This is a genomic window from Psychrobacillus sp. FSL K6-4615 (assembly GCF_038008225.1).
GTDB classification, from domain to species: Bacteria; Bacillota; Bacilli; order Bacillales_A; family Planococcaceae; genus Psychrobacillus; species Psychrobacillus psychrotolerans.
Genome location: NZ_JBBOYQ010000001.1, coordinates 1527948 through 1549800, shown reverse-complemented (window position 1 = coordinate 1549800; position 21853 = coordinate 1527948). Strand labels below are relative to the sequence as shown.

The 21853-nt window shown below is 36.5% G+C and carries 24 protein-coding genes; 1 reads left to right on the top strand and 23 read right to left on the bottom strand.

From position 1 onward, the window contains the following. Positions 1–6: 6 nt before the first annotated feature. From aroH to prsW, 23 genes are all read right to left on the bottom strand, one after another. A complete protein-coding gene (gene aroH / locus MKX53_RS07455) occupies positions 7–369 on the bottom strand; it encodes a chorismate mutase (protein WP_093534745.1) in 363 nt (120 codons plus the stop codon). Continuing rightward, positions 366–1457: a 3-dehydroquinate synthase gene (aroB, locus tag MKX53_RS07450; RefSeq protein ID WP_340913283.1), complete on the bottom strand. Its 1092-nt coding sequence runs from the start codon at positions 1455–1457 to the stop codon at positions 366–368. The genes aroH and aroB overlap by 4 nt, the downstream gene beginning before the upstream one ends. A gap of 2 nt (positions 1458–1459) precedes the next feature. Further along, positions 1460–2641: a chorismate synthase gene (aroC, locus tag MKX53_RS07445; protein ID WP_340910302.1), complete on the bottom strand. Its 1182-nt coding sequence runs from the start codon at positions 2639–2641 to the stop codon at positions 1460–1462. Between the two features lie 265 nt (positions 2642–2906). Beyond that, the gene (locus MKX53_RS07440; protein WP_340910299.1) at positions 2907–3677 is read right to left on the bottom strand and encodes a CheR family methyltransferase; all 771 of its coding nucleotides are present in this window, start codon (positions 3675–3677) and stop codon (positions 2907–2909) included. A gap of 693 nt (positions 3678–4370) precedes the next feature. Further along, positions 4371–4817, bottom strand: coding sequence for a nucleoside-diphosphate kinase (gene ndk, locus MKX53_RS07435; RefSeq protein WP_093534753.1), 447 nt, complete (start codon positions 4815–4817; stop codon positions 4371–4373). A gap of 143 nt (positions 4818–4960) precedes the next feature. Continuing rightward, the gene (gene hepT, locus MKX53_RS07430; protein ID WP_422194406.1) at positions 4961–5926 is read right to left on the bottom strand and encodes a heptaprenyl diphosphate synthase component II; all 966 of its coding nucleotides are present in this window, start codon (positions 5924–5926) and stop codon (positions 4961–4963) included. 27 nt (positions 5927–5953) lie between these two features. Further along, positions 5954–6658, bottom strand: coding sequence for a demethylmenaquinone methyltransferase (locus MKX53_RS07425; protein ID WP_340910295.1), 705 nt, complete (start codon positions 6656–6658; stop codon positions 5954–5956). A gap of 3 nt (positions 6659–6661) precedes the next feature. After that, positions 6662–7423 (bottom strand): heptaprenyl diphosphate synthase component 1, encoded by a 762-nt coding sequence (locus tag MKX53_RS07420; RefSeq protein ID WP_340762083.1) that lies wholly within the window; start codon positions 7421–7423, stop codon positions 6662–6664. Positions 7424–7479: 56 nt separating this feature from the next. After that, the gene (gene mtrB, locus MKX53_RS07415) at positions 7480–7701 is read right to left on the bottom strand and encodes a trp RNA-binding attenuation protein MtrB (protein ID WP_093534759.1); all 222 of its coding nucleotides are present in this window, start codon (positions 7699–7701) and stop codon (positions 7480–7482) included. A gap of 67 nt (positions 7702–7768) precedes the next feature. Beyond that, positions 7769–8338 carry a GTP cyclohydrolase I FolE gene (folE, locus tag MKX53_RS07410; RefSeq protein WP_093534761.1) on the bottom strand — a complete coding sequence of 190 codons (570 nt, stop codon included), beginning with the start codon at positions 8336–8338 and terminating at the stop codon, positions 7769–7771. Positions 8339–8577: 239 nt separating this feature from the next. Then, on the bottom strand, positions 8578–8850 hold the full coding sequence (locus tag MKX53_RS07405; protein ID WP_093534763.1) for an HU family DNA-binding protein: 273 nt from the start codon (positions 8848–8850) through the stop codon (positions 8578–8580). A gap of 172 nt (positions 8851–9022) precedes the next feature. Further along, positions 9023–10501, bottom strand: coding sequence for a stage IV sporulation protein A (gene spoIVA, locus MKX53_RS07400; RefSeq protein ID WP_093534765.1), 1479 nt, complete (start codon positions 10499–10501; stop codon positions 9023–9025). A gap of 358 nt (positions 10502–10859) precedes the next feature. Beyond that, positions 10860–11570 carry an LptM family lipoprotein gene (locus MKX53_RS07395; RefSeq protein ID WP_340910291.1) on the bottom strand — a complete coding sequence of 237 codons (711 nt, stop codon included), beginning with the start codon at positions 11568–11570 and terminating at the stop codon, positions 10860–10862. 13 nt (positions 11571–11583) lie between these two features. After that, positions 11584–11763 carry a DUF2768 family protein gene (locus MKX53_RS07390; protein ID WP_340764432.1) on the bottom strand — a complete coding sequence of 60 codons (180 nt, stop codon included), beginning with the start codon at positions 11761–11763 and terminating at the stop codon, positions 11584–11586. Between the two features lie 258 nt (positions 11764–12021). After that, positions 12022–13041, bottom strand: a complete 1020-nt coding sequence (locus MKX53_RS07385; protein WP_340910288.1) for an NAD(P)H-dependent glycerol-3-phosphate dehydrogenase — start codon at positions 13039–13041, stop codon at positions 12022–12024. A 30-nt stretch (positions 13042–13071) separates the two neighbouring features. Then, positions 13072–14382 carry a ribosome biogenesis GTPase Der gene (der, locus tag MKX53_RS07380; RefSeq protein WP_340910286.1) on the bottom strand — a complete coding sequence of 437 codons (1311 nt, stop codon included), beginning with the start codon at positions 14380–14382 and terminating at the stop codon, positions 13072–13074. A 101-nt stretch (positions 14383–14483) separates the two neighbouring features. Beyond that, a complete protein-coding gene (gene rpsA, locus MKX53_RS07375; protein ID WP_340910284.1) occupies positions 14484–15632 on the bottom strand; it encodes a 30S ribosomal protein S1 in 1149 nt (382 codons plus the stop codon). Between the two features lie 93 nt (positions 15633–15725). Then, positions 15726–16313, bottom strand: coding sequence for a lysophospholipid acyltransferase family protein (locus MKX53_RS07370; RefSeq protein ID WP_093534775.1), 588 nt, complete (start codon positions 16311–16313; stop codon positions 15726–15728). A gap of 1 nt (position 16314) precedes the next feature. Then, positions 16315–16989, bottom strand: a complete 675-nt coding sequence (gene cmk / locus MKX53_RS07365; RefSeq protein WP_175496167.1) for a (d)CMP kinase — start codon at positions 16987–16989, stop codon at positions 16315–16317. A 148-nt stretch (positions 16990–17137) separates the two neighbouring features. Continuing rightward, entirely contained in the window at positions 17138–17785 is a 648-nt protein-coding gene (locus MKX53_RS07360) for a flagellar brake protein (RefSeq protein WP_340910281.1), read from the bottom strand. A gap of 76 nt (positions 17786–17861) precedes the next feature. Next, positions 17862–19145: a PepSY1/2 domain-containing protein gene (locus MKX53_RS07355; protein WP_340910276.1), complete on the bottom strand. Its 1284-nt coding sequence runs from the start codon at positions 19143–19145 to the stop codon at positions 17862–17864. 9 nt (positions 19146–19154) lie between these two features. After that, entirely contained in the window at positions 19155–19970 is an 816-nt protein-coding gene (sleB, locus tag MKX53_RS07350) for a spore cortex-lytic enzyme (protein ID WP_419958320.1), read from the bottom strand. 43 nt (positions 19971–20013) lie between these two features. Further along, entirely contained in the window at positions 20014–20706 is a 693-nt protein-coding gene (gene prsW / locus MKX53_RS07345) for a glutamic-type intramembrane protease PrsW (RefSeq protein ID WP_093534783.1), read from the bottom strand. A 72-nt stretch (positions 20707–20778) separates the two neighbouring features. Between prsW and MKX53_RS07340 the strand changes: the two genes are divergently transcribed. Then, positions 20779–21744 carry an asparaginase gene (locus MKX53_RS07340; RefSeq protein ID WP_093534785.1) on the top strand — a complete coding sequence of 322 codons (966 nt, stop codon included), beginning with the start codon at positions 20779–20781 and terminating at the stop codon, positions 21742–21744. The last annotated feature ends 109 nt before the right edge of the window (positions 21745–21853 follow it).

Here is a 21853-nt window from a genome sequence, read left to right as displayed (position 1 = left end):
TATAAATTATTTAAGTAAATCTGGTCTTAATGCGACTGCATTATTTAAATAGATATGCTCGATTTGTTGTTGGTTTTTATCTGTATTTATATGCATGAGTAATCGAATACACTTTTCCAAAGCCCCTGGTACATTCATCTCGTGGGTGCACATTACCGGTACATATGCCCATCCTTCTATGCCTCGAACGGCACGTGCCGGAAATGCAGAAGTTATATCCGGCGTAGTAGAAATGATCACGGAAGCAATGTCTTCGGGTAAAATGTCATTCGATTTTGCCATTGTTTCCACAAGACGTCTTGTTTCCTGCAGAACTAAGTCATTTGAATCTGCTAATACGGTGGTTGCTCCTCTTACTCCTCTAATCATTTGTTCTCCTCCTTCACCCATTGTCGTAGCTGATTATCACAACGTTTAATCTCTTCTACCGAAACTTTCTGCATAAATGGATGCCCTATTTCTTCAAGCAATGCAAAGTGGAGTTCTCCATTCATCGATTTTTTATCTTTTTGCATAAACTTTGATAAGCTTTCAAATGAACAATGAAGCACGTGTGTGAAATTATACCCAAGTCTATTTGCTAGGTCATAAACCCTTCTTGCATAGCCCTTTTCCACATTCCCATGAAGCTCACTTAGCATTAATGCTGGGATCATACCGATCATCACAGCTTCCCCGTGCGTGACTTGCCCATAACCTACAGAGGCCTCAATCGCATGACCATATGTATGGCCAAAATTCAAAAACTTTCGGTAAGACTGTTCTTTTTCATCCAGCTCAACAATATGCGCTTTAACTCGAATTCCTTTTTCAATCCAATGCAATAATTGTTTATTTTCGATTGCCAATAGGTTTGGAAGAATAAGAAATTCATCCATCCATTTAGCATCACTGATCAATGAATGTTTGATCACTTCCGCTAATCCTGAGCGAATTTCTCCTTCTGGTAACGTTTTTAAAAAATGAAAGTCATATATTACTTCCTTAGGTTGATAGAAAGCTCCAATCATATTTTTTCCATTCGGGTGATTGATCGCAGTCTTACCCCCAACGGCACTATCATGTGCTAAGATAGTCGTTGGAATTTGGTAAAAAGGAATACCACGCATAAAGGTTGCTGCTACAAACCCAGTCAAATCCCCAACTGCTCCTCCCCCTAATGCCAGAAGCGCAGAATTTCTAGAACAATTTTCATCTAATAAAAAAGATTGGACTTGATAATAGGATTCAAATGTTTTGCAGGATTCACCATTAGGAACAATATAAAGTTTAAAAGGTAGCGTAAAATTACTGCGTACATATTCCTCATGTAAACTCCACACATGTTCATCTGTGATTATGACCAATTGATCATATTTGGATAATTTATCTGTTTCTCTACTACAAAAGGATTGTAGAATATTTTCTCCTAGATAAACTTCATAGACGGAGTCTTTTGTTTTTACTTGAATAGACATCATTAAAACCCCTTTGTATAAGCTCTATGACTCTCTATATCTGCAAGTAATGTTTCTAGTTTATCTCCATGGAAAGTATCTAGAACCGCTTGTGCAATTTCCCAAGCAATAACAGCTTCTGCAACTACTGAAGCTGCTGGTACCGCACAGCTATCAGACCTTTCAATACTTGCTTTAAACGGCTCCTTCGTATCAATATCAACACTTTGAAGTGGCTTATAAAGCGTAGGAATTGGTTTCATCACACCACGTACTACAATTGGCATTCCTGTGGACATGCCGCCTTCTAGACCCCCTAGTCGGTTTGTATCACGTGTATACCCCTTATCTGCACTCCAAGAAATCTGATCATGAACTTGGCTTCCAAAAAGATTAGCCATTTCGAATCCCAACCCTACTTCTACTCCTTTAAATGCATTGATACTCATCATCGCCATTGCGAGTTTACCGTCTAGTTTACGATCATAATGGACGTAACTTCCAACTCCAGCTGGCATCCCAGAAACAATTACTTCTACTACTCCACCAATTGTATCTCCTGCTTTTTTTGCATTATCAATAGCTTCTACCATTTGTGCAGAGGCTTGAGGATCTAAGCAATAAACAGGATCATCTTCTACAATTGTACGGATTTCTTCTATTGTCTTTCCATTAGCCAAATCCAAATTAGCTTCAATCCCACCAATTTTCGTAACATGAGCCACAATAGTTATTCCTAGTTTGCTTAACAACTCTTTTGCAACGGCTCCTACTGCCACTCTTACAGTAGTTTCTCGTGCGGAGGAACGCTCCAGAACATTACGTAAATCACGATGACCATATTTCATACCACCAACTAAATCGGCGTGTCCTGGACGTGGTCTAGTGATTTTTCTTTTAATATCCTCTGGATCTATTTCATCTCCAAGCGGTTCAATTCCCATAATGTTTGTCCAGTGCTTCCAATCATCATTGTTTACAACTAGACAAACTGGAGAGCCTAACGTTTTCCCATGACGTACACCTGATGTTATAGCTACTGTATCTTTTTCAATTTGCATACGTCTTCCACGACCATGTCCACCCTGTCGACGTTTTAACTCTTTATTTATCATTTCACTCGTTATTTCCAATTGCGCTGGTAATCCTTCAATAATCGCAGTTAGTTGTGGTCCATGTGACTCACCTGCAGTTAAGTATCTCACAATACTTTCCCCCTTCAACTCGCTAAAGTATTTGTTTATCACTATATCAAAATTTTGGTGCCATGTATAGAAGAAAAGCACAAGAGCCTACGAAAGCCTCTTATACAAATAAAAACCACTGAAGTTCTTCCATCCTCATCCATCCTCATTAATCGATTATCATGATCGATTAACGCTTCACTTCCTGTATTACTGAATTTATGGAGATTTTATCCTTTATCTTTGCTTAGAAGAAAACTGCCCGAAATACATCGGACAGTTCCACTTATTTTTTCCGATAGAAAAAGGTATCTTCGGTTTCAAACCCGTACTTACCTGGATTGAATATCTGTTCCGTACTACCGACGAATAGAATTCCTCCAGGTCGCAGTGAATCACTAAAGTTTTGATAAATTTGATCTTTTGCAGCTTCTGTAAAGTAAATCATGACGTTACGACAAACAATCAAATCGAAATTTTTATCATATGTATCTTTCAATAGATTATGTTTTTTAAATGTGACGGTCTTTTTAACGGAATCACTTATCTTATAAAATGGTGTTTGAGTCTCAAAGTACTTATTTTTAATGTCAATTGGTACCTCAGCTAGTGAACGTTCTGGGTAAATACCAACTTTTGCACGTTGAATTGCATTTTCATCTAAATCTGTTGCATGTATGGCAATTTGAGATAAAGGAACATGATTGGACAAAACCATCGCTATGGTATAAGGCTCTTCACCAGTAGAGCATGCGGCACTCCAAATTTTCAATCGTTTATTTGTTTCTAATAACTTTGGAAATATTTTCGTTTGTAATATATCCCAGCGTTTTTCGTTCCGATAAAACTCTGAAACATTAATCGTCATTCTATCTAGAAACTCATTCATCAAATCTCTGTTGGAGTCAAGCGCTTGATAAAACTCAACAAAGTTTTTATATCCTTTTTTTTCATATAAAGAAGTTAGTCTGCGTCTCATCTGCGCTTCTTTATATGCTGCAAGATCAATGCCTGTTTTTTTCTTTATGGAATCCACAAATTTTATGTAATCCGGCAAAATGATTTCGCCCCTTTCTGAAAACCTTTATCTAGTATATCGTATACATAGCATTTAGAACATACTAAAAAGACTGATAAATGTGAGCATTTGCCTATTTTTTTATAAATTGAAACCAAGTGGCTCTGATATAGCTCTTTTTATCTGTTATATCTTACTTTTATAAAATAAGAAGAACTAGACAAAAAAGACACCAGTCCTTGCCATTGAATTTCCGCTCCGAGCGGACGCTTTCCGTGGGCACGCCTTCAGCCGCTTCCTTCACTTTGCTCAGTCCAGGGTCTTCAGCTCGTGCTGTTCCACTGGAGTCGCCACTCTGCGCTCCAATCAATTAGGTCCACTTTAAATAATCGATAATAGGATATAAAACCACATAAATATATGTGGAGTATCTAATATAAGTAATGATGAAATGAACTCCGAAAAAAAGAATCTTTACTTCTTCTTAGATTATAAAATAGTATTCCTAATCAGATAGACTGTTTTATTCCTCTATTAACTTTCACTACTCTTATCATCTAAGCAAAAGGCTATGCTTAATCTTATGGTTGAGCTAGTACTACTGATTGTAATGACTTGAGCGCAACGAAGAGTAGAATGAAGCTTGTTCACCAGACAATTTTCAATACTTTCTTAATCCTAAATAAAAAAATGGTTGTTTATGACCAAAGTCATAAACAACCATTTTCTGGATTAGTTAATCCAGTTGTTAGCATCTTTTTTATATGATACTAGTTCTTCTTGCTTGAAGAATAATCCAATTTCACGTTCAGCGCTTTCAGGAGCATCAGAACCATGAATAATGTTTTTCCCTACAGTTAATGCGAAATCTCCACGGATAGTTCCTGGAGCTGATTCTTTAGGGTTTGTTGCTCCAACTAATAAACGTGCAGTTGAAATAACATTTTCCCCTTCCCAAACCATTGCAAAAACTGGTCCAGAAGTGATGAATTCTACTAATTCCCCGAAGAATGGGCGTTCTTTATGCTCGCCGTAATGCTCTTCAGCAAGTTCAGTAGGAATTTGCATTAATTTTGCTCCAACTAATTGGAATCCTTTTGCTTCAAAACGACCTACGATTTCACCGATTAAGTTACGTTGTACGCCATCAGGTTTTACCATTAAAAATGTTTTTTCCATAGTTAACACTCCTCGAATATATATAATGGACTTATTCTCCACCGTTACAAATATTATCATTATAATTCATTATTTTCAAATTAAATTAATAGACGGTAGCTCAAGTTTAGGTTTTAAAGGCAGGTAACTGAACAAAATACCATTTAAAATTTCCTTTTACTCATAAACAATGCGATGTTTTGTAATGACTTTTTAGCGGAATTTGCCGGCAATTGCTTTACTTCATTTAGCGCTTTTTGCAAGTAAAGATTACTAATTTGTTTAGCACGATTGATACCATCTGAGTCCCGAATTTTAGTTAACAGAATTTGTCGATTCTCATCACTTATTGTCCCTGCTAAAATTTCTTTTAATAATGGTTCAATATCTAGATCGTTTTTAACGTATAAAACAGGCAATGTAATATTCCCCTGTGCAAGATCAGATCCAGCAGGTTTACCTAACTCCTCATCTGTAGATGTAAGATCCAAAATGTCATCTATGATTTGGAATGACATACCGACGTAATAGCCAAACCATTTCAAATGCTTGACCGTTTCCTCATCTGCTTGGGAAGCAATTGCTCCTAACTCACAGCTAGCTGAAATTAATATAGCCGTTTTCCGTTTAATCCGACGTAAGTAGTCACGAACTGTTTGTTCTAAATAGTGCTTATCCTCAATTTGAATAATTTCCCCAATACAAAGTTCCACCATCGTATGAGATAACACTTCATGTGCATATGTATTTTGTAAATCTGTTATGTATTCAATTGCATTGGCAAAAAGAAAGTCTCCTGTATACATTGCGACCCGATTATTCCATTGTGCCTTCACCGTTTCTCTGCCTCGTCTAGTTTCTGCATCGTCTATTACATCATCATGGACGAGGGAAGCCATATGAATGAGTTCAACAGAAACAGCTACGCTTTTTATAGAATCTATCGAATAGTTTCCAAATTTTGCTGCAAGCAACACAAAAACTGGTCTAATCCGCTTTCCTCCGGCTAATAGCAGATGAAGAGACGCCTCATTCAATAAGTGAGAAGAAGAATTTACCGCTACAGCTAATTCTTTTTCGATGATATCAAGATCCGATTTCAAATCGGAATAGAGTAACTTTAATTTCATCTTGTCCACGGTTACAACCTCACTCACTTAAATATCTTTTTTAAAGCCAATATGTCTAGCTGCCGCTCCACCGCTATATGGTTTGCTCGTTACATTGACCAAGCCCACTTTTTCGAATAGCTTAGTTAACTCAGCTCGATTTGGAAACTCTTTAGCAGACTCCTGTAACCATGAATATTCTTTATAACTTTTCGCAAAAAGTTTTCCGAATAATGGCATGATATAACGGAAATAGAATCGGAATAAACCATTAAATAATTTCGAATCTGGTGTAGACGTTTCTAAGCAAACGACCATCCCACCTGGTTTAACAACACGATTCATTTCACTTAACACTTGTGTATAATCTGGAACATTGCGTAATCCAAAACCAATCGTTACAAAATCAAAGAAATTATCTTCAAATGGCAGCTCCATAGCATTTCCTTGGATTAACTCAATTTGTGAGATATGCTTCACTTTTTCTAATCCCACATTTAACATGTTTTGACTAAAATCTAATCCCCTTACCTCACCAGTTGGCCCAGTTGCCTCCGCCAATGCAATTGTCCAGTCTGCTGTCCCGCAACATACGTCCAATGCTTTGCTTCCAGGTTTTACTTGCATAGCCTTCATCGTATCTTTACGCCATGCTTTATGTTGTTGAAAGCTAATAACCGAATTCATCGAATCATAGTTATCAGATATCTTTTCAAACACTTCATGTACATGCTGTTCTTTTGATTTTTCCACGACTTAACCTTCTCTCAACTGCTTTTCTAAGGTGCATTTCATTAACTTTTCTAAAATTATACTTTTTAGTTGTTCTTCTAATAGCTCAGAGTTTTTAATCTCATCCATAAGTATGGATTCAATCTTTTCTATCTCCAACTGGAGAATATTAATATTAGCCTGTAACTGACTTGACTTACTAATATAAAATGGTTGTTCACCTTGCTCATATGCTGCAAGTTCCTTTTTTAAAGCAATGAGGAGGAGAGACTCTTTCATTACGAATACATACTCATGAAAAGAATAATACTCAAGTAATTGTTCAATGGATTGAGATTCTATGAGTTGAATGGATTGAATGAGCTGATCGAACCCATAAATTTGTCGGTCATAAAATCTTGTTTTATGTTCTGAAATAGTCGCGACACCTTCCGACAAAATCTGGATTAAGTCTAGTTGTCCATCGCTTGCTAATAGGTGGTAATACTTCCCACTGTAATAATCTCCAGCTAATACTTGTAACTGTTGATCTTTGCTAGTTGCATTCAACTCTTTTACTAAATCATGAGCAGCTAAGGCAGAAAAGATAAGAGTTACTGCAATAGCAGACTTTCTTTGGGATTCTTCCCATTCTTCTCCATTAAAAAGTGGTAAAAGTGTAAAAAACAAACGCTCTTCATCAATGACAGGAGCCCCAGTATATTTCAACAATGTGCTTTGTTGAACTTGATGGAGAACAGCTTCTTTATATTGCTTTATATGTTGTTTGATCAATGCTTCGTTCATACACCTTACTCCATTTCCCAACCGCGCTTAATCTGTCTATATGGTTATATTAATAACTACTTTTTAGAATCGGATTGTATAATTCCATTCGATGAATGAATGGATGCTTTTCCTCTAATTTTTATAGCTGATGTATGTTCTGTAAACTGAGCAATCATTACTTCGCCACTATCCAGTTTTTCAGAATGATGAAATTTAGTATCCGTTCCTCTTGTAAGACCAATTACATGAACTCCATCTTCCTCAGCTTTTATCACAATATAATCTGAACTAGACATTTTATAGTCTCCTTTGTTCACAGTCTTTTTCCATCATACCATATTCTAAAGCCGACATCCAAAGGTGTTACTTCATCTTTATGAATGAAAGTATTTCTGAGCGTTTAACATCATCTGTTTCTAAAATTCCACGCGCTACCGCAGTAATTGTTTTGGCACCAGGTTTTTTAATACCTCGCATCGTCATACACATATGCTCTGCTTCCACTACTACATAAACTCCATGCGGATTTAACATTTGCATTATATCATCTGCAACGCTTGAAGTGATTCTTTCCTGTAATTGAGGACGTCTCGCGGTTGTTTCGACAGCTCTGGCAAGTTTACTCAAACCAGTAACTACACCATTTCGAGGAATATATGCCACATGTGCTTTTCCGTAGAAAGGAACTAAATGATGTTCACACATGGAGTAAAATGGTATGTCCTTCACTAAAACTAACTCTTCATGATCTTCGTTAAATACGGTTTTAAAATATTCTTTTGGATCTTGATGTAAGCCTTCGAACATTTCTGCGTACATTTTAGAAACTCTTTTAGGTGTATCCAACAATCCTTCTCTGTTAGGATCCTCCCCAACTGCTTCTAAAATCATTTTGACCGCTTCTTCTATTTTGTTCAGATCGACATTTGTCATCTGTAGACCCCCTAAAACTATGTATTATACCAATTGCATCTTAGCATATGAAATGCTTATAATAAATAAATTTATCCCGGTCGCTCTATCATTAGCAAATATTTGTATATTAGATTTCTTTAAATTATTGAAATTTCTTTTAGAAGTTTATCGAACAATCTGAGATTAGCATTTAATTGAAAAGAACGGTTACCGTGAAGCAAGCTCCACAATAACCGTTCTATGTACTACAACATCAGTTATTTAACTGCGTCTTTAAGTGCTTTACCTGGTTTAAACGCAGGTACTTTGCTTGCAGCGATGTCGATTTCTTCACCTGTTTGTGGGTTACGTCCTTTACGTGCAGCACGTTCACGAACTTCAAAGTTTCCGAAACCAATCAATTGAACTTTTTCGCCATCTGCAAGAGCAGTTTGAATTGATTCAAATACAGCTTCAACAGCTTTTGAAGCGTCTTTTTTAGAAAGTTCTGTAGCTTCTGCAACAGAGTTAACTAGTTCTGTTTTATTCATACCATTCACCTCCTCTCAAAGGAAGATAGCTTCAATCCTGTAAAAAGAGTATCACAACAAAAAATCCTACGCAACACTATTTGCACGAGTTTCGCTAAGTTTCCTCAAAAAAAGGGCAATTTAACGCAATAACAGGACTTTTTGCATAGTCGCAAAAAGCCCTGTGTTGGATTTACAATATAAATGTGACCATCCCTCGATCACCTTCATTAACCATTCTTTCAATCGTTTCTCGCATTCTTTTCTTCGCAACATCAGAAACACTCTCTGTTTTATATCGTAAACTTTCTTTTAAAACTTCGACTAGGGAAGTACCAAAAACCTGCGTTTGCCATAAAGCATCTCTGTCATGTAAAAAACCATGTTTTAAATCTTTTAATAATTGCTGACTATGAAACTCTGACCCTATTAATGGAGCAAATTCTGCTTCCATATCCACTCGAATAATATGGAGAGATGCGGCTTTTGCTTTTAAACTGACACCATAGAAATTATTCTGTTTAATAATCTCTGGTGCTGTTGGCTGAAAATCTTGTATAGTTGGTAACGATACGCCGTAGCCATGTTTCTTTGCAGCTTCTAGAGCTTCTGAGAATTTATTGTAAGCCTTTTTAGCAGTAGATGCCTCTTTTACGAATAACAGCCAGTCTTTTTTCGATTCAATAGGCTCATCTAGCCACTCATCACAAACCTCTTGAAATACTTCGGGTTTTAAGCCAATTTGTATACATGCCGATCCTCTGCCGGGGTTAGCCTCAACCACTTCTGCAGATTGTATAAAAGGAACTTGCTTAAATCTAGAAGCTAATTCCTTTACGTCTTTCATTTTGGATACTAATTGTAGCCACTCCTGTAACGAGGAAGTGATTGCATTATTGACAAAATGATCTGGTTCTAATACATCCGTCCAATCAGGCTTAACTAATTCAATATCCGTGATCGGAAATTCATAGAGTGCTTGTTGGAGTATGTATTGAATTTCCTCAGCAGTCATGCGATCAACGGCAGTTGCAATTACTGGAACCTCATGTTGTCTTTGTAATTCTTCACTTAATTGAATTGTTTCTAAATGACCTGGATTTTTGCTGTTTAGAACGATAACAAATGGTTTACCAATTTCTTTCAATTGGGTAATTATTTGTTGTTCTGCACTTTCAACGGCCATCCGAGGAATATTATTAACAGATCCATCTGTCGTAACAACAATTCCAATTGTAGAATGATCTCTAATTACTTTGTCTGTCCCAATCCTAGCAGCTTCCTCAAAAGGTATTGCTTCGCTATGCCATGGGGTGTGCACCAACTTTTGACCTTCTTCACCAGAATGTGTTTTAATGCCGTCAATCATGTAACCGACGCAATCTACTAGTCTGATTTGTAAGCGTAGCTGGTCTTCTCCTAGATGTATATTTGTCCCGTGTGCCGGCACAAATTTAGGCTCAGCTGTCATAATCACATTACCTGGTGAACTTTGCGGCAATTCATCTTGTGCACGTAGACGCTCGGCCTCTTCTTGAATATTAGGAATTACTACTAGCTCCATTACTCGTTTTACAAAAGTCGATTTACCTACTCGGACAGGGCCAACTACACCAATATACACATCACCATTCGTTCTTTCTGCTATCTGTTCATACAGTTTACTCGACATGGATACTCTCCTTTCTTAGCAATTTAATATATGCACAAAAAAAAGGTTTCATGCATATTGCACGAAACGTCTTTTTACAAAGATTAAGAAAGTAAATATGTAACAAGCATTAGGAAACATAATAATTCAACAAATAATAGCGCTTTGTTTTTTTTACTTTAAGCAGAGGCCTCCTACAGACTTGCTAAATCACGAAACGTAGAAATCTGTTTCTATGAGGGCGACGGATAAACAAACGCATAAAACAGAGGCCGGTCATGACGTCCGTCACAACCAACCTCTGTTCAAAGATCTTTGAAAACGATAGAAAAAGGAATTATCTAAAAGAAACAATACCTTTTAGCCCTATTTTTATTATTTATTCATTCATCATAAAAACAGGTTCATTCTTTTCATTTACAGTATAAGGCAGAGAGTATGCTGGCACAATCGCAAATTTGTCCGTTAACAAAAACCGAATATCATCTCCTGGCTCTATTTTCTTATCAGATTCCTGAAGTAGTCTATTCAATTCGATGGAGTAATCTACATAGACTTCCCCATCACCAGTAGCCACTATAGGCAACTGAGTATCAGAATAAGGGCTTTGAACAGTTAACTCGCTGTCATAACCCATTTTTTTGAAATCTAGCTTATATACGCCATCTACAATCGTTTCAGCTATAGGACCAAATCCATTTATACTCTTTCGATGGTTAATATCACGCAACGTATCTGCAATACGTAGGTCTACTAACTTAACCGTAGGATTCTCTTCTACATCCATGAGTACATATTGATAGATCCCCCCAGCCTCATAAGAATTGGCAGGAGCCTTTCCAAGCTTTGATGGAATAATTTTGCTAAAATCGATTGGGTATTTAATATATTGATCTGTTTCCATATCACGCGTTTTTATCGGTAAAAGTCCACCGGAATCTTTTTGAAAACTGTCAACAGCAGTTTGAACTGCAGTTAGTTGGTCCTCATATGGCAATAAATTTTCAGGCTCATAACCACTTTTATAACCGCATCCTGCTAAGAAAACCGTTATCATAATGAACACAGCAATAAGTTTAAAGTTTTTCATAGGAATCTCCTTACTAAGCCTTAGTTGGGTTAGATATAATATAGATCATCGTAATGAAACCTATAAACAATAATATGTAAGCGATCAAACCTAATATAAATTTCAATAATTTATTCTTTAGTTTTGTCTTTACAAAAAACATAAAAGCCATAGCTAAAAACATACAACCCATAGATCCAAACGATATCCACATTTTATCCATAGATGAAACTAATAACACCACAACAACTTCCACACCTTTCTACAATAAAAAAGTATAACATACTAGAATTGAGCAAGCGCCTATGTAATTCTGACTAAAGGCTTCTGTAACATACATTGTACAGGAACTAGACAGAGTATAACAAAAAGTTCAGAAGGAACATGTTAAAGAAGCTTTAATAATAATATGTCTAGTATACAGTCAAAAAAGAGTTGTTTTTAACAACAACTCTTTCCATTTGTGACAATTTTAGAACGTTTTATAATCTTCTAACTCATGCTTCTTTGTACGATGCATAAGAATGTCTACAGCCTCTTTAGGGTTGACCTGTTCAAATAAGACAGAATACAGAGCTTTAGTAATTGGCATGTCCACTTGTTGCTTTGTAGCTAGTTGATATGCTGCTTTTGTAGTACGCACACCTTCTACAACCATACCCATCTCTTCTAACACTGTATTAAGTGTAGCTCCCTTACCTAACATATTACCAGCACGCCAATTCCTAGAATGCACACTAGTGCAGGTTACAATTAAGTCACCCATGCCTGTTAATCCAGAGAACGTGTAAGGTTGAGCACCTAGACTAATACCTAAACGGGAGATTTCAGCTAGACCTCTCGTAATGAGTGCAGCTTTTGCATTGTCACCGTAACCTAATCCATCTACTATCCCTGCAGCTAAAGCAATTACATTTTTGAGTGCTGCTCCAATTTCTACGCCAATTACATCGTCGTTAGTATAGACACGGAAAGATTTGTTCATAAACAAGTCTTGAACCTTTTCGGCAGCAACCATATTTTCACTTGCAACTGTTATCGTTGTTGGATGCTTTAAGACAACCTCTTCTGCATGACTAGGCCCAGACAATACAACGATTGCTTCTGTAACATCCTCTGACAGTTCTTCCGCAATCATTTCTGATATTCTTTTTAGGGAATCAGGTTCAATACCTTTCGAAACATGTACAAATAGCTTCTTTTCAGCCAAAAAAGGTAGCATATTTTGGCAAACTTCTCTAATAGCTTTAGTGGGAACAGCAATGACAATAACATTTGCATGTTGAATCGCTTGCTGAAAGTCACTAGTAGCCTTTAAATTAGTCGGTAAGATAGTCTCAGGTAAATATTTTTTATTGGTATGATTTGTAGTTATTTCTGTTGCCTGATCATCTCTATGGGACCACAGTAAACAGTCATGTTCATTGTTTGCAAGAACCATAGCTAGGGCTGTTCCCCAGCTTCCTGCACCCAGTACAGTTACTTTTTCCATCGCTATTTCGCTCCTTTAAAACTAATAGGATTAAGTTCTTGCGCGCGTAATAATACGAATTGGAGTTCCTTCAAAGTCAAAGGATTCTCTAATACGATTTTCTAAAAATCTTTCATAAGAAAAATGCATCATCTCAGGTTCATTAACAAATACCACGAAAGTTGGTGGTTTGATAGCCACTTGAGTTGCATAGTAAATACGCAGACGTTTCCCTTTATCAGTTGGAGCCGGATTTCTTGCAACAGAATCTTCTATAACCTCATTCAGAACAGATGACTGAACACGCATTGCATGATTTTCACTTACTTGATTGATAACCGGTAGAAGTGCATGAACACGTTGTTTTGTTTTAGCAGAAACGAAAACAATCGGAGCATAATCCAAGAATAGGAAATGATCTCTAATTTTCTTTGTCATTACATTCATCGTTTTATCGTCTTTTTCAATAGCATCCCATTTGTTCATCACGATAATAACTGCCTTACCGGCTTCATGAGCGTAACCAGCAATTTTTTTATCTTGTTCTTGAATACCCTCTTCAGCATTCAGAACAACTAAAACAACGTCAGAACGTTCAATCGCCTTTAATGCACGTAAAACACTGTATTTCTCAGTTGTTTCATATACTTTCCCTTTTTTACGCATACCTGCTGTATCAATCATTACGTATTCTTGACCATCAAAAGAGTATTCCGTATCAATCGCATCTCTTGTTGTCCCAGCTATTTCACTTACGATTACACGATCATGCCCCAAAAATGCGTTGACCAAAGAAGATTTCCCTACATTAGGACGCCCAATTAGAGAAAACTTAATAACTTCTTCCCCGTAGTCTACATCTTCTACATCTGGGAAGTTTTTCGCTACTTCATCTAGTAAATCTCCTAGACCAAGTCCATGAGAACCTGAGATTGGGAAAGGTTCGCCCAGTCCTAAAGCGTAAAAGTCATAAAGCATTTCACGCATATCCGGATTGTCAATTTTGTTAACAGCTAAAACGATTGGTTTTTTCGTTTTATATAAAATTTTTGCAACATATTCATCTGCTGCTGTAATTCCTTCACGACCGTTAGTTAAGAAGATGATTACATCTGCTTCGTCCATCGCTATTTCTGCTTGTTGCTTAATTTGTTCTAAAAACGGTTCGTCGCTAAGTTCTATACCACCTGTATCAATGATATTAAATTCATGTGTTAACCAATCGGCAGAACTATATATACGATCACGTGTAATACCTGGAATATCTTCCACGATAGATACACGCTCTCCTACGATTCGATTGAATATAGTCGATTTGCCGACATTAGGCCTACCAACGATTGCTACTACTGGTTTTGTCATTACTTTTTCATCCTTCCAACTTCGTCTATGTTGTATTATACAACAAAAAGACAAAAACAGGCGACTTTATTGAAGTCACCTGTTTAAGATAGTATATTATGTTAGTTATTATTAGTGAAGCCTTTCAGCTTGTCTCCTAATACATCACTTATAGAAAACCCACGTGATTCTTCTGGCATTTGATAATCTTCTATGTTGTATTTATCTTCATTTTCAAGTAATTCTTTAATACTTAAGGAGAGACGTTTTTCAGCACTATTAACATCTAGTACTTTAACTTGTACTTCTTCGCCCTCTTTTAAAACTTCATGTGGATTGCTAATATGCTTATGTGCAATTTGCGAAATATGCACTAAACCTTCAACTCCTGGGAATACTTCTACGAATGCACCGTATGAAACAAGACGCTTCACTTTCCCAGTAAGTGTTGCTCCTTTTGCCACTTTTTCTTCCACCACAGACCAAGGTCCAGGCAGTGTATCTTTGATGGATAAAGAAATTCTTTCGGCATCGCGATCGATCGATAATACTTTTACTTTAACTTCTTGCCCTTCGGTTAAAACGTCTGTAACATTATCTAAATGCTCGTACGAAATTTGTGAAATATGAACAAGTCCATCTACTCCACCTATATCGACAAATGCGCCAAACGAAGCTAAACGTTGTACTGTACCCGTCAAGATATCACCACTTTTAATGGACTCAAATGTTTGTTGTTTGCTAACAGATTTTTCAGCTTCAACAACTGCTTTATGGGACAGGATAAGTCTATTTTTCTCTTTTTCAAGTTCTACAATTCTAAAGGTCATTACCTTCCCTTTATAATCTTCAAAGGATTCTACAAAATGATCCTCTATTAGGGAAGCAGGTATAAATCCACGGACACCTAAATCTACTACTAATCCGCCTTTTACAACTTCTTTTACTTCTGTTTCAATTATTTCTCCAGATTGGAATTGTTTTTCTAGTCTATCCCAAGCTTTTTCTGCATCTACTCTTCTTTTAGAAAGGACAAAGTTAGCTTCTTCCACTTTGGTAATCATTAATTCTAATTCGTCACCTATGGAAACGGAGTCGGATGCTTTTTCAATATGCAAGCTAGATAGTTCGCTTATAGGTACTATCCCGTCAAAAGGTGCTCCTTCAATTGTTACAATGATAGACTTTTCATCTACTTGTGCAACCGTTGCTTTTACTAGTTCACCCTCTTTAAACTCATTCGTGTCGTTTAAGTTCATTTCTTCTGACATATGATATTCCTCCTTCACAGCGTTTCTATTCTATTTTATGCGAATTGATACAGAATTACAAAAGGAAGCACTTTAAAAACGAAAAGATTCTAACTATTTAGACTGATGCGCTTCTAATAACTCAGCTATTTTTTCCATTATTTTTTCAGTCACTTCATCTGCAGAAGCTTTTCTTTCACGATACGGCGCAATATCAATTGGTTCACCATAAACTACCTTCAACTTTTTAAAAGGTTTATATGGGCCAATTATTGCGCAAGGAACAACATTAGCTTCCCCGCGTAAAGCAAAGAACCCTGCTCCACTAAATCCTTTTCCTAGCTTTCCATCTTTACTTCTAGTTCCTTCCGGAAATAAACCTACAACTTCCCCACTTTTTAAGAGTTTAATAGCTGTTCGAAGTGCGTCTCGGTCACTTAGCCCTCTTTTCACCGGGAAGGCGTTAACGCCAGGTAATATACCTTTTAAAAGTGGTACATTAAATAATTCTGCTTTTGCCATAAAGTGCACAGGTCGTGGGGCTAGTATGCCTACCACCGGTGGATCCAAAGCATTAATGTGATTAGAACATAACAAAATCCCTCCATCTTTCGGGAAATGTTCTGTTCCAATAACTTCAAATCTATAAAGTGGTTTTAATGCTGAAAAAACAACCGTCTTTGCAAACGAATATAGATTCAAATTAAGACATCCTTTCTTTTGCTAGTTGCATAATTTTATTCGATACTTCATCAACTGTTAATAATGTTGTATCTATATAAATAGCATCTTCTGCCTGGATCAATGGCGATGCTTGTCTTTCACTATCTAGCTTGTCTCGTAAAGCAATCTCTTGTTTAAGTTCTTCTAAGTTTGTTTCAATTCCTCTATTTTGGTTTTCTAAATATCTTCTATTCGCTCTTTCTTCTACACTGGCGCTCATAAATATCTTCAGCTCAGCATCTTTTAATACATGGGTACCTATATCTCTACCATCCATCACGATGCTACCGTTTTTACCCATTTGCATTTGTCTCTTAACCATTTCTTCCCGTAACGTTGCATGTGCAGCAACAGCCGATACAGAAGATGTTACTTCTTTAGAACGAATTTCGTCCGTAACAGCCACTTGGTCAAGAAATACTAATTGACCCTCTGGAGAAGGCTTTAACTCAATTATAGTTTCTTTTAATAAAGCAGTTAATTTATCTTCATCTAGCAAATCTATGTTTTGTTGTAATGCTTTATACGTGATTGCCCTGTACATTGCACCTGTGTCTACATATGTATAACCTAATAACTCTGCGGTTTTTTTTGCTATCGTGCTCTTACCTGCTGCTGCTGGGCCATCTATGGCTATTTGTATTTGTTTTTTCACTTTATTTGCCTCCACTCTATTCCTATACATTTTATCATAGAACAGCATTAATGAGGAAAAAGCAAGCTTCTAAAATGTAACTTGTTTTTTCCTTCAAATTTGAAGAGGTTACCCAAAAGTTTAACTTCTGGGTAACCTCTATTTTGATTTAACTCAATGTTTTCTTCCGGATCAATAGTTGACGTTCAAAACAGAATCTTACAATTTGTTGTTTGTCTAGGTCATCTGTATCCGTAAAATGTAAAGAAGCGATGGTTAAAGAACCTTTATCCCATATTCTAATCACTTGCGCTAGTGTGGAGACGTATTTAATATCTCCATTATTAAACAATAACGGAATTAGCAAGGAAACTTCGTCACTTGCTTGAAAGTTAACTGGCGTGTTTAAGATAATTCCTGTTCCTCCAGCGCTTATATCATCTGTGACAAATTGGTATCTTTCCTCTTCGAATTGAACGGATATATCAATAGAAGTATTAACGCGGACGAAATCTCTTCGCTGAATTCGTAAAAATTCCGAATCCGGCGGTAATGCAAGCTTAATCATCGGTATTTTCTGAGACTTTTTACCTAGCACCTCTGTTTGAAATGCATAAACGGCTTTAGATTCTTCTACAAAGCTCGCTCTAAGCTGCATACCATCCATTAGGAAAACTGTTCTATTGGAAAGTGTATCCATCGGATAGTCGATATATATAAATTGATCATCTAAATCCACAACTTTACAATGATATTTTTCCGTTTTATCCGTAAAGGTTGGCTCCAATATTAATTGTGTACCAAGTTTGATTTTCATAGGCAATCCTCTTTCAGTGTCATAATATATTTTCTATTATGACACTGAAATGGATATAATTCTATAGAAAAAAGCTCTACGGAAGTTTTTCTGCATGTAAAATTTCGTGGTTTTCGGTATCAATATAAATTTTATATGTGCCAATAGACTCGTTTACAGCTATCAATTGATAGGCCAAACGTTGTTGTAGCTGTTTATTTTCCACATATGCTAATCGCTCTTCTTCTACCGAAAAGTTACTTGAAAAAAGCTCTTCTTTATTGATTGGCACTATTTTTTGTTTATCAATTTTTTCTTTTTGAATGTATTCCATCGCATTTAAGCCAAGCAATTCTCCATTATCCTTTGCAATCTTTAATTGGATTCCATCTGCATAAATTAAAGCATCGTTATCCTCCGCTTTTCTTGCAAATGATAAATGCCAAGCAATCGAATTTTCACGATATTCAACCATCTCCGTGTCAGTAAATCCTAAAGTTTTAATATACTCAGCGGACTTATCTTTCATCTGCTGCACCGTTATAGTCGTCTTTTCAAAAGGTCTTTCCAATAAAAAGGATAGTAAATGTCCGCCTTTTTTAGTCAAATCTGCGTATCCTATACGAATACCTTCATGAAATTGGATATGATAAAAAGGATAAGGAGCATCCTGTGAGCTTTCCGTTATGTGAATCTTTGAATCCTTAAATTCTGGAAACAATTTAAAAAACTTTTCTTTAGCTTCCGCTGATGTAATATCGGCGTCTTTAATATGCTGTAAATCTTTTTTCTTTTGTTGATCCGCTTCACTTGCAGTCATTGGGAAATCGCTTTCTGTATAAGCTTTTACAGAGTTACCTAGTGACTTCCAACTCTTTTCACCACCTTGATCTAATTTGTTCTGAACAAATGCTTTAACGATATAATCCTTACTCCCACCGTCTTTGTTTGTAAATGCCCACTGATTTGAAAGTTCCTGCAAGTTTTCTCTAGCACCAGCCATATTTTTTTGCCATTCTTCAATAGGAACCTTGCCGTCTTTGACCTGTGCAGCACCATTTCCTAATCTGTTTAGATAATTCATCCATATAGCAGATGTTTCGTTATTTATCGGCAATGCACTTATCGAAGTTCTTATATCCGAGGAAATCCTCCACACATCATCTAAAGGCTGCTCTAATGCTTCCTTATCGGTAAACAGCATTGTCTGATCTACGGATTCTGTTAGCTTCGTCAATTTCTCTGAAGCTGAGGTCAATTGATTTGAATATTGTACTGCTAATGCATTCTCAAGCCTATTATTTTGAGACTGAACAGAGAAATGATACACAAGGAAGACTACAGCAACAGAAGACACGATAACCCATATAATTTTTTTCATTTTATCTCCTTATGAACAGAATATATGCTGTCCAATTGTTTTAATTTGTGGTCGGCTCCAAATCCACTTACTAGTTGCTGTTTCCGGATTAAAGTAATAAATAGCATTTTCGGTAGGATCCCAACCGTTGAGTGCATCTAATACCGCTTCTTTAGCCCGTTCATTTGGCTCAAGCCAAATTTGTCCATCCGCTACTGCAGTGAATGCTAAAGGTTGAAAGATAACTTCCGAAACTGTATTTGGAAATTCAGGATGTTCAACACGATTTAGAATTACCGCAGCAACTGCCACTTGTCCTTCATAAGGCTCTCCACGTGCCTCTCCATATACAGCATTTGCAATCAATTTCAAATCTTTTTCCGAATATTGTGGTGGCAATTGCATATTTGTGCTTTCTTCTTTTTTGTTCTTTACTTGTTTATCTAAATCAATCCCACCGTAATACGTAAAACTATTCCCTTTATTTATCTGTTCGTGTACAAATTCTTTATCGTAATCCGAAACACCTACTAGTTTTTTCTTAGTGTCTTGTCCTAATAGTCCATCTATCGGCAGACCGTATTTTTCCTGGAAATTCCTCAATGCCCAGTAGGTACTATAACCAAACTTGCCATCTATCTCACTCTTATAAAATCCGATATACTGTAATCTTGCCTGGAGTTCAATAACGTCGTCTCCATAGGCACCTCGTTCTAATGTCTGAGCAGAAAAAGCCTGGGTAGTTGGTTGCTCACTGATAAACGAATAACTGAATGTACAAAATAGTAAACTAATCAGGATGTACTTTAGTTGTTTCAAACGACATCTCTCCTTTTTTCTTAGCATGGAGTAAGATGCGCCAAATTATACAAAAAAAGTCTAGCATTTGCTAGACTTTTTCTTCTACATAATATTCATGATTTGCATATCTTTTTCTACGAGATAGAACATGAGCTTTTTTAACTTTGGATAAACTAAACAACCACAAAAACAACATGAATGGTACCATCAATAAAAGCTCTAGTCCTGTAATACTTAATATACTATTATAAATAGTATGTAAGAACAGCGGTGCTATTAATGCAAACAATATTTCATAACGAGATTTAGTTAAAGTAGTAAATTTCGCTCTACCGATATAATATCCCATTAAAACACCAAATAGCGCATGACTGGAAACAGGTAGAATTGCACGTAAGATAGCTTCATCCATACCAAAGTTCAATAAATATAGTATATTTTCCACAGTCGCAAAACCTAGTGCTACGCTAGCACCATATAATATGCCATCATAGGGATCATCGAATTCCACATGTTTGTAGATAGCGACAATTAGAACTAGCCATTTAAAAAACTCTTCTAGTGCACTCGTTACAATAGCTTGATGGATAAATAGAGAAGAAAAGATCTGTTCCTCTTGAAGAACATGTTGAATAAATAAAATTGGAAACGTTAATATGGCGCCATATATAAATGTATGTAACAATAATCTGGAGGGTTCTGCAGAAATTTCTTTTCGCAAGTAAAAATAGCTTAACAGTGCTAAAGCAGGGGCTATTGCAACGGAAAGTAGTATAAACATAAACTTACTCCTTCCATTTCATTATTACTATTATACCTTAAATACGCAAATTTTGGGAGGTACTTACTCACTATGAAAACTATTTTATTAATTCACACAGGTGGTACGATATCCATGCAAGTACATGCAGAAACAGGAGCTGTTGTACCAGCAGATCAAAATCCACTTTTAATCGAGGCAGAAAAACTTAGATCATTAGCTAATATTGTGGAAATAGATGCTTTTAATCTCCCTTCTCCTCATATAACGCCTATCGAGATGATGGAGCTAAAACAGCTTATTGACCAATACATTTTATCGGACAATATTGATGGGGTTGTTATTACACATGGTACAGATACATTAGAAGAGACTGCCTACTTTTTGGATCTCACAGTAGATACGGACATTCCCATTGTCCTTACAGGTGCCATGCGTTCATCCAATGAGATAGGAGCTGACGGGCTATATAACTTGTTATCAGCGATACAAGTGGCTTCTTCGGATGATGCAAAAATGAAAGGTGTACTAGTGGTATTAAACGATGAAATACATACTGCAGAAAATGTGACGAAGACTCACGCTAGCAATGTTAGTACTTTTCAGAGTCCGCAATATGGTCCAATAGGATTTATATCTAAATCAATAGTACATTTTCACCATTCTCCCAATCATCGTCTTGTTTTTCCAATTGAGCATATCGATAAAAAAGTTGCATTGTTTAAAGTGTATGCAGGAATGGAGCCAGACTTGCTACAAGCATCGATTGATCTTGGATATGATGGAATAGTATTGGAAGGTTTAGGGCAAGGAAATGTACCCCCTCGCCTTGTCTCTGTGATAGAAGAAACATTAAATAAAGGGATTCCGATTGTATTAGTTTCCAGATGCTTTAATGGAATTGCGCAAGATGTGTATGGTTATAAAGGTGGTGGAAAAGGTCTTAAAGATGCAGGTGTAATTTTTGCGCAAGGATTAAATGGACAAAAAGCTCGCCTTGCTTTACTAATTGCACTGAACCATCCTGATCCGCTAAAAGCGATTGAGTATATTTTTTGAGTTGTGTTTTAGGAAGATAAAAAAAGAGTAGCTGACGTAACTGAGTTTACGTCATGCTACCTTTTTTATGATGGTTAATAGTGTTTATAGGGATTTGGAGAGAGACGTC

Excerpts from the sequence above, each read along its gene's own strand:
- MKX53_RS07395 (WP_340910291.1), bottom strand. The coding sequence starts at position 11,570 with ATGAAAAACTTTAAACTTATTGCTGTGTTCATTATGATAACGGTTTTC.
- MKX53_RS07340 (WP_093534785.1), top strand. The coding sequence starts at position 20,779 with ATGAAAACTATTTTATTAATTCACACAGGTGGTACGATATCCATGCAA.
- aroB (WP_340913283.1), bottom strand. The coding sequence starts at position 1,457 with ATGTCTATTCAAGTAAAAACAAAAGACTCCGTCTATGAAGTTTATCTA.
- spoIVA (WP_093534765.1), bottom strand. The coding sequence starts at position 10,501 with ATGTCGAGTAAACTGTATGAACAGATAGCAGAAAGAACGAATGGTGAT.
- MKX53_RS07385 (WP_340910288.1), bottom strand. The coding sequence starts at position 13,041 with ATGGAAAAAGTAACTGTACTGGGTGCAGGAAGCTGGGGAACAGCCCTA.
- prsW (WP_093534783.1), bottom strand. The coding sequence starts at position 20,706 with ATGTTTATACTACTTTCCGTTGCAATAGCCCCTGCTTTAGCACTGTTA.
- MKX53_RS07360 (WP_340910281.1), bottom strand. The coding sequence starts at position 17,785 with ATGAAAATCAAACTTGGTACACAATTAATATTGGAGCCAACCTTTACG.
- MKX53_RS07405 (WP_093534763.1), bottom strand. The coding sequence starts at position 8,850 with ATGAATAAAACAGAACTAGTTAACTCTGTTGCAGAAGCTACAGAACTT.
- mtrB (WP_093534759.1), bottom strand. The coding sequence starts at position 7,701 with ATGTCTAGTTCAGATTATATTGTGATAAAAGCTGAGGAAGATGGAGTT.
- sleB (WP_419958320.1), bottom strand. The coding sequence starts at position 19,970 with ATGCTAAGAAAAAAGGAGAGATGTCGTTTGAAACAACTAAAGTACATC.
- rpsA (WP_340910284.1), bottom strand. The coding sequence starts at position 15,632 with ATGTCAGAAGAAATGAACTTAAACGACACGAATGAGTTTAAAGAGGGT.
- hepT (WP_422194406.1), bottom strand. The coding sequence starts at position 5,926 with ATGAAATTAAAGTTACTCTATTCCGATTTGAAATCGGATCTTGATATC.
- aroH (WP_093534745.1), bottom strand. The coding sequence starts at position 369 with ATGATTAGAGGAGTAAGAGGAGCAACCACCGTATTAGCAGATTCAAAT.
- MKX53_RS07355 (WP_340910276.1), bottom strand. The coding sequence starts at position 19,145 with ATGAAAAAAATTATATGGGTTATCGTGTCTTCTGTTGCTGTAGTCTTC.
- MKX53_RS07390 (WP_340764432.1), bottom strand. The coding sequence starts at position 11,763 with ATGTGGATATCGTTTGGATCTATGGGTTGTATGTTTTTAGCTATGGCT.
- ndk (WP_093534753.1), bottom strand. The coding sequence starts at position 4,817 with ATGGAAAAAACATTTTTAATGGTAAAACCTGATGGCGTACAACGTAAC.
- der (WP_340910286.1), bottom strand. The coding sequence starts at position 14,382 with ATGACAAAACCAGTAGTAGCAATCGTTGGTAGGCCTAATGTCGGCAAA.
- folE (WP_093534761.1), bottom strand. The coding sequence starts at position 8,338 with ATGACAAATGTCGATCTGAACAAAATAGAAGAAGCGGTCAAAATGATT.
- MKX53_RS07420 (WP_340762083.1), bottom strand. The coding sequence starts at position 7,423 with ATGAACGAAGCATTGATCAAACAACATATAAAGCAATATAAAGAAGCT.